We start from the raw sequence: 6,703 nt of genomic DNA, 5'->3' as shown, positions 1-6,703 counted from the left end.
TACCGCGCTGGCTATTGAGCATCTCGATAAAAACGATTAGAAATGCCCGTTTCCTGCCTTAAAAAGGTGGGAGGAGAATGGACCGGTGCGCCGGTCCGTTTTTATCTCACGCTGTCGTCATACGCCTTCGTCAACCCCGGTTTTATTTCCCCTGAGTTATGTCAGTAAATGTTTAAGTTTTCACTTTAAATCCGCACAAGTGTTTCCGCAGGATAATTATTTTGTTTAGCCTCTGGCAATCCATTCCAAAGGCGTATGCTCTTGCGTATAGTAGCAACGTTTAAAAAGTTATACCGGGATGTAGAGTGAGTACAATGCTTTTTCGATGGCCGGTGCGTGTCTACTATGAAGACACCGATGCCGGTGGTGTGGTTTACCACGCCAGCTATGTCGCTTTTTATGAACGGGCACGAACCGAGATGCTGCGCCAGCACCATTTTAGTCAACAAACGCTGCTGGAACAGCAGGTCGGTTTTGTCGTGCGTCGTCTCACGGTTGATTACCTGGCTGCCGCACGTCTTGATGAACTTCTTGAGGTGCAGAGCGAGGTCGTCAACATGACCAGAACGACCATGACATTCGCACAACGTATTGTTAATGCAGAAGGCCGGACGCTGAATGAAGCGGAAGTCCTGATCGCCTGCATCAATCCACATCTGATGAAGCCCATTGCGCTTCCCAAGTCTATTGTCGCGGAGTTCAAGCAGTGACTGACATGAACATTCTTGATTTGTTCCTGAAGGCGAGCCTTCTGGTCAAACTTATCATGTTGATTTTGATTGGCTTTTCCATTGCCTCTTGGGCAATTATTATTCAGCGCACCCGTATTCTGAATGCAGCAGGCCGTGAAGCTGACGCATTTGAAGACAAATTCTGGTCGGGTATTGAGCTGTCGCGTCTTTATCAGGAAAGCCAGGCGCGCCGTGATGAACTGGCCGGTTCCGAACAAATTTTCTACGCGGGCTTTAAAGAGTTTGCGCGCCTGCACCGGGCTAACAACCATGCGCCGGAAGCGGTCGTGGAAGGCGCCACGCGTGCCATGCGCATTTCGCTAAACCGTGAGCTGGAAGCGTTGGAAAACCATATTCCGTTCCTGGGCACGGTCGGCTCCATCAGTCCTTATATCGGTCTGTTTGGTACGGTTTGGGGCATCATGCACGCTTTTATCGCGCTGGGCGCGGTGAAACAGGCCACGCTGCAAATGGTTGCGCCGGGTATTGCTGAAGCGCTGATCGCGACCGCTATCGGTCTGTTCGCTGCTATTCCGGCGGTCATGGCCTATAACCGCCTCAACCAGCGCGTAAACAAGCTGGAGCAGAATTACGATAACTTTATGGAAGAGTTCACCGCTATTCTGCACCGTCAGGCTTTCTCCAGCGAGAACAGCAGGTAGGAGTGACCTATGGCCAGAACGCGCGGTCGCCGTAAACGCGACCTGAAGTCCGAAATCAATATTGTTCCGCTGCTCGACGTTCTGCTGGTACTGCTGCTGATCTTTATGGCGACGGCACCGATCATCACTCAGAGCGTAGAGGTGGATCTGCCGGACGCAACGGATTCCAAAACGGTCTCCAGCGACGATAACCCGCCGGTAATTGTGGAAGTGGCGGGCGTCGGACAATACAGCCTGGTGGTCGATCACGATCGCATGGAGCAGCTGCCGCCGGAGCAGGTCGTCGCCGAGGCGCAGCGCCGCATTGAAGCTAATCCGAAGACGGTGTTTCTGATCGGCGGCGCGAAAGAGGTGCCTTACGATGAGATCATCAAGGCGCTCAACCTGCTGCATCAGGCGGGCGTGAAATCGGTCGGATTAATGACGCAGCCGATTTAATTTCGGACCGTTTTTGGGAATCGAAAGTGTCGAAGGTAACCGAACAGAACGATAAGTTAAAACGCGCCATCATTGTTTCAGTCATCCTGCATATCTTTTTGATTGGATTACTGATCTGGAGCTCGTTTGACGAACATATCGACGCCAGCAGCGGCGGCGGCGGGGGCAGCGACATTGATGCCGTCATGGTCGATCCTGGTGCTATCGTAGAGCAGTATAACCGCCAACAGAATCAGCAGAGCGACAGCCAACGCGCCGAGCAGCAGCGCCAGAAACAGGCGAAGCAGCAGGCGGAAGAACTTCAGCAGAAGCAGGCCGCGGAACAGCAACGTCTGAAAGCGCTCGAAAAAGAGCGGCTGCAGGCACAGCAGGAAGCGGCGGAACAGAAAAAAGCAGAAGAAGCGGCGAAGCAGGCCGCGGAACAGCAAAAAGCGGAAAAAGCTGAAGAAGCGGCAAAGCAGGCGGCCGAGCAGCAGAAACAGGCAGCGGCGCAGGCTAAAGCAGAAGCGAAAGCGCAGGCAGATGCTAAAGCGGCTGCGGCGGCAGAAGCGAAAGCCAAAGCCCAGGCGGATGCCAAAGCGCAGGCCGATGCACAGGCCAAAGCGGCCGCGGACGCGCAGAAAAAAGCGGAAGCCGAAGCGAAAAAAGCCGCAGCGGATGCCAAAAAAGAAGCAGAAGAAAAAGCGGCCGCGGCCGCGCAGGCGGCTAAAGTGAAGGCCGCGCAGGAGGCGAAAGCCAAAGCGCAGGCCGATGCAAAAGCTCAGGTTGCTGCCGACGCGAAGGCGGCGAAAGAACAGGCCGCCGAAGAAGCCAAAGAGAAAGCGGCGCAGCAGGCGAAAGAAGCGAAAGAAAAGGCGGCTGAGGCAGCGAAGGAAAAAGCCGCCGAGGCAGCCAAAGAGAAAGCCGCCGAGGCAGCCAAAGAGAAAGCCGCCGAAGCAGCCAAAGAGAAAGCCGAAGCGGCGGCAAAAGCCAAAGCGGAAGCCAAAGCGGAAGCCGCGGCAAAAGCCAAAGCAGATGCGGCTGCAAAAGCGAAAGCCGCTGCCGACGCGAAGAAAAAAGCCGCAGGAGAAGCTGCTAAAGAAAGCAGCGACGTCAACGATCTGCTGGGCGGGCTGACTTCCGGCAAAAATGCGCCGAAAGAAGGCAAGACCGGCGGTGCGGGTGCGGCGGGGCAGGGCAACCAGAAGAAGTCAGGCGCTTCCGGCGCCGCTATCGACAGCTATCTGGGCCTGGTACAGAGCGCTATCCAGAGCAAGTTTTATGACGCGGATACGTTTAAAGGGCGCACCTGCAACGTGCATATCAAGCTGGCACCGGACGGATTGTTGATTTCGGCTACGCCAGCAGGCGGCGATCCGGCGCTGTGTCAGGCTGCTATCAACGCCGCCCGCATGGCGAGGATCCCGAAACCGCCAAGCACGGATGTTTATCAGGCGGTAAAAGAGGCGACGTTAATCTTCAAACCGTAAGATTAGTTGTAAGAATATGCCAGAAAGCGGCAGGTTGAACTATGGTCAACTTGCCGTACTCTATAGATGCACCATTGGTTTGTTGAAACACTGCTAATTATCGTGGACGTAGCGTTCAGGTAAGGGAGAGAAGATGAAGCAGGCATTACGTGTAGCAATAAGTTTCCTGATGCTGTTTGTCGCTATGGCGCATGCAGAAGTTCGTATTGAAATTACCCAGGGCGTCAATACGGCGCGGCCTATTGGGGTCGTCCCGTTTAAATGGGCTGGCCCGGGCGCGGCTCCGGAAGATGTTGGCGGCATCGTGGCGGCAGATTTACGCAACAGCGGCAAGTTCAATCCGCTGGATCGCGCTCGTCTGCCACAGCAGCCTGGTACCGCCGCAGAAGTTCAGCCTGCTGCCTGGACCGCACTGGGTATTGATGCCGTGGTAGTCGGACAGATCCAGCCTGGCGCAGACGGGAGTTATACCGTTTCTTACCAGCTGGTGGATACCTCCGGGAATCCGGGTACCGTGCTGGCGCAGAATCAGTACAAAGTGACTAAACAGTGGCTGCGCTATGCCGCGCATACGGCCAGTGATGAAGCCTTTGAAAAGCTGACCGGCATTAAAGGTGCGTTCCGTACCCGTATCGCTTACGTGGTACAGACTAACGGCGGACAGTTCCCGTATGAGCTGCGTGTTTCCGACTATGACGGTTATAACCAGTTTGTGGTGCATCGTTCTCCTGAGCCGCTGATGTCTCCGGCGTGGTCGAAAGACGGCAGCAAGCTGGCCTACGTCACGTTTGAGAGTGGCAAATCGGCGCTGGTGATCCAGACTCTGGCAAACGGCGCTATCCGTCAGGTTGCCTCTTTCCCTCGTCACAACGGCGCGCCTGCCTTCTCGCCTGACGGCAGCAAGCTGGCTTTCACTTTGTCGAAATCGGGCAGCATGAATCTTTACGTGATGGACTTAGGTTCAGGTCAGATCCGCCAGATTACCGATGGACGCTACAACAGTACTGAACCGACCTGGTTCCCGGACAGCCAGACGCTGGCTTATACCTCGGATCAGGCTGGTCGTCCGCAAATTTATAAAATTGGTGTAAACGGCGGCGCGCCGCAGCGTCTGACCTGGGAAGGCTCTCAGAACCAGAACGCCGATGTAAGCACCGATGGAAAATCTCTGGTGATGGTTAGCACCAACGGTGGTGCACAACATATCGCCAGACAAGATCTGGAAACGGGAGCCGTTCAACAATTAACGGACACGTTCCTGGATGAAACGCCAAGTCTGGCACCAAATGGCACAATGGTTATCTACAGCGCTACTCAGGGCATGGGATCTGTTCTGCAGCTGGTGTCGACTGACGGACGTTTCAAAGCGCGTCTTCCGGCTACTGATGGACAGGTAAAATCACCTGCCTGGTCGCCGTATCTGTGATGCATATAAATATGTATGGCAAACAATAATAGGATTGTAGAAATGCAACTGAATAAAGTGCTGAAAGGCTTAATGCTGGCACTGCCAGTTATCGCAGTGGCTGCATGTAGCTCACACAAAAACAACAACAACGACCAGACCAGCGGTATGGGTATGGGCGACGACGCCAACGGCGGCATGAACAGCGGCATGAACGGCGGAAATATGTCCTCCGACGAGCAGGCACGCCTGCAGATGCAGCAGCTGCAACGTAACAACATCGTGTACTTCGGCCTGGATAAGTTTGACATCCAGTCTGAGTTCGCTCAGATGCTGGACGCGCACGCGACTTTCCTGCGCAGCAACCCGTCTTACAAAGTGACTGTAGAAGGTCATGCGGATGAACGCGGTACGCCAGAGTACAACATCGCCCTGGGCGAACGTCGTGCTACTGCTGTTAAAATGTACCTGCAGGGTAAAGGTGTTTCTGCTGACCAGATCTCTATCGTTTCTTACGGTAAAGAGAAGCCAGCCGTACTGGGCCACGACGAATCGGCTTACGCCAAAAACCGTCGTGCCGTACTGGTATACTAAGAGAATCACATGATTAGTAACTTCAGACTTCACTTGCTGAGTCTGTCGTTACTGGTTGGCGTAGCGGCCCCCTGGGCCGCTAATGCCCAGGCGTCAATCAGTAACGTGGGTTCAGGCTCGGTCGAAGACCGCGTCACCTCGCTTGAGCGCATCTCTAATGCTCAGGCACAGCTTCTTCAGCAATTCCAACAGCAGCTTTCCGACAACCAGCGCGATATTGACTCGCTGCGCGGGCAAATTCAGGAGAATCAGTATCAGCTTAACCAGGCTACTGAACGCCAGAAGGACCTGTATCAGCAGTTAGATAAGCTAAGCAGCGGCGCGTCTCAGCCTCAGGCGGCTTCTGGCGATGCGGCTCCGGCGGCTGCAGAAGGCGCTACAGCGAGCGACAACGCTTCTGCAGCACCAGCACAGGGCGGCGACGCCAACAGCGATTACAATGCCGCTGTGGCGCTGGTACTGGAGAAAAAGCAGAACGATCAGGCTATCGCGGCGTTTCAGGCTTTTATCAAGAAATATCCGGATTCAACTTACCAGCCTAATGCCAATTACTGGCTGGGACAGCTGAATTACAACAAGGGTAAAAAAGACGACGCGGCCTACTATTTTGCCACCGTGGTAAAAAATTACCCCAAGTCGCCGAAAAGTGCGGATGCTTTGTATAAAGTGGGTGTGATCATGCAGGAGAAGGGCGACAGCGCGAAAGCGAAAGCCGTCTACCAGCAGGTGAGCAAACTCTATCCGAACAGCGATGCGGCGAAACAGGCACAGAAGCGTGCGGCTGCGCTGTAATTAACCGCTTTTGCCTGATTTATGGCCCGGTCGGGTGAAACTCAGGCAGTTGAACAAGTTATCTGAAAATAGTGGTTGCGCTGAAACGGTAAATCAGTAATATATGCCGCCGTTGCCGGGACATATGTTAAAACGTTCTGACAGCGTAAAAGTGGGTCGTTAGCTCAGTTGGTAGAGCAGTTGACTTTTAATCAATTGGTCGCAGGTTCGAATCCTGCACGACCCACCACTGTTTAAGTGGTCCCAGCAGTAAGGCGTAAAGGATTTGAACCTGCAGCAGGTTCGGTTGAGCGAAGCGAAACAACGTTGCCATAAGCAACGGGCCGTCAGGCCGAGGGACGCCGAGTCATCCTGCACGACCCACCACTAATTAAGCAGTACCGCATGATGCGGGTCGTTAGCTCAGTTGGTAGAGCAGTTGACTTTTAATCAATTGGTCGCAGGTTCGAATCCTGCACGACCCACCACTTTTTAAGTGGCAGCTTTTCCGCCTTCAGGGTTGAAAAGAGATCATAGCGGCGAGCAGTACAGAGCGGGTCGTTAGCTCAGTTGGTAGAGCAGTTGACTTTTAATCAATTGGTCGCAGGTTCGAATCCTGCACGACCCACCACT

7 protein-coding genes, 3 tRNA genes and 1 other RNA gene are annotated in these 6,703 nt (G+C 54.1%); all 11 read left to right on the top strand.

The genetic code is table 11. The features are described from left to right. The first annotated feature begins 314 nt into the window (after window positions 1-314). The 11 genes from ybgC (at window position 315) to RTK32_RS16895 (ending at window position 6,701) form a co-directional block, all read left to right on the top strand. On the top strand, window positions 315-710 hold the full coding sequence (gene ybgC, locus RTK32_RS16945; RefSeq protein WP_301289557.1) for a tol-pal system-associated acyl-CoA thioesterase: 396 nt from the start codon (window positions 315-317) through the stop codon (window positions 708-710). 5 nt (window positions 711-715) lie between these two features. Next, on the top strand, window positions 716-1,393 hold the full coding sequence (gene tolQ, locus RTK32_RS16940; protein WP_312046021.1) for a Tol-Pal system protein TolQ: 678 nt from the start codon (window positions 716-718) through the stop codon (window positions 1,391-1,393). 9 nt (window positions 1,394-1,402) lie between these two features. Continuing rightward, window positions 1,403-1,831, top strand: a complete 429-nt coding sequence (gene tolR / locus RTK32_RS16935; RefSeq protein ID WP_312046019.1) for a colicin uptake protein TolR — start codon at window positions 1,403-1,405, stop codon at window positions 1,829-1,831. A gap of 26 nt (window positions 1,832-1,857) precedes the next feature. Beyond that, window positions 1,858-3,300 carry a cell envelope integrity protein TolA gene (gene tolA / locus RTK32_RS16930; protein ID WP_312046017.1) on the top strand — a complete coding sequence of 481 codons (1,443 nt, stop codon included), beginning with the start codon at window positions 1,858-1,860 and terminating at the stop codon, window positions 3,298-3,300. Window positions 3,301-3,433: 133 nt separating this feature from the next. Then, window positions 3,434-4,726, top strand: coding sequence for a Tol-Pal system beta propeller repeat protein TolB (tolB, locus tag RTK32_RS16925; protein WP_312046016.1), 1,293 nt, complete (start codon window positions 3,434-3,436; stop codon window positions 4,724-4,726). A gap of 42 nt (window positions 4,727-4,768) precedes the next feature. Continuing rightward, window positions 4,769-5,299 (top strand): peptidoglycan-associated lipoprotein Pal, encoded by a 531-nt coding sequence (gene pal, locus RTK32_RS16920; protein WP_312046014.1) that lies wholly within the window; start codon window positions 4,769-4,771, stop codon window positions 5,297-5,299. Window positions 5,300-5,308: 9 nt separating this feature from the next. Further along, a complete protein-coding gene (gene cpoB, locus RTK32_RS16915) occupies window positions 5,309-6,091 on the top strand; it encodes a cell division protein CpoB (RefSeq protein ID WP_312046012.1) in 783 nt (260 codons plus the stop codon). 153 nt (window positions 6,092-6,244) lie between these two features. After that, window positions 6,245-6,320 (top strand) — tRNA-Lys (locus tag RTK32_RS16910). 13 nt (window positions 6,321-6,333) lie between these two features. After that, window positions 6,334-6,457: non-coding RNA, RtT sRNA (locus RTK32_RS16905), on the top strand. A 25-nt stretch (window positions 6,458-6,482) separates the two neighbouring features. Further along, a tRNA-Lys gene (locus RTK32_RS16900) sits at window positions 6,483-6,558 on the top strand. A gap of 67 nt (window positions 6,559-6,625) precedes the next feature. Continuing rightward, a tRNA-Lys gene (locus RTK32_RS16895) sits at window positions 6,626-6,701 on the top strand. Window positions 6,702-6,703: the final 2 nt, after the last annotated feature.

The sequence above is a fragment of the Erwinia sp. genome, assembly GCF_031978025.1.
In the GTDB taxonomy this organism is placed as follows: Bacteria; Pseudomonadota; Gammaproteobacteria; order Enterobacterales; family Enterobacteriaceae; genus Erwinia.
This window is presented reverse-complemented; position numbering and strand designations above follow the sequence as displayed.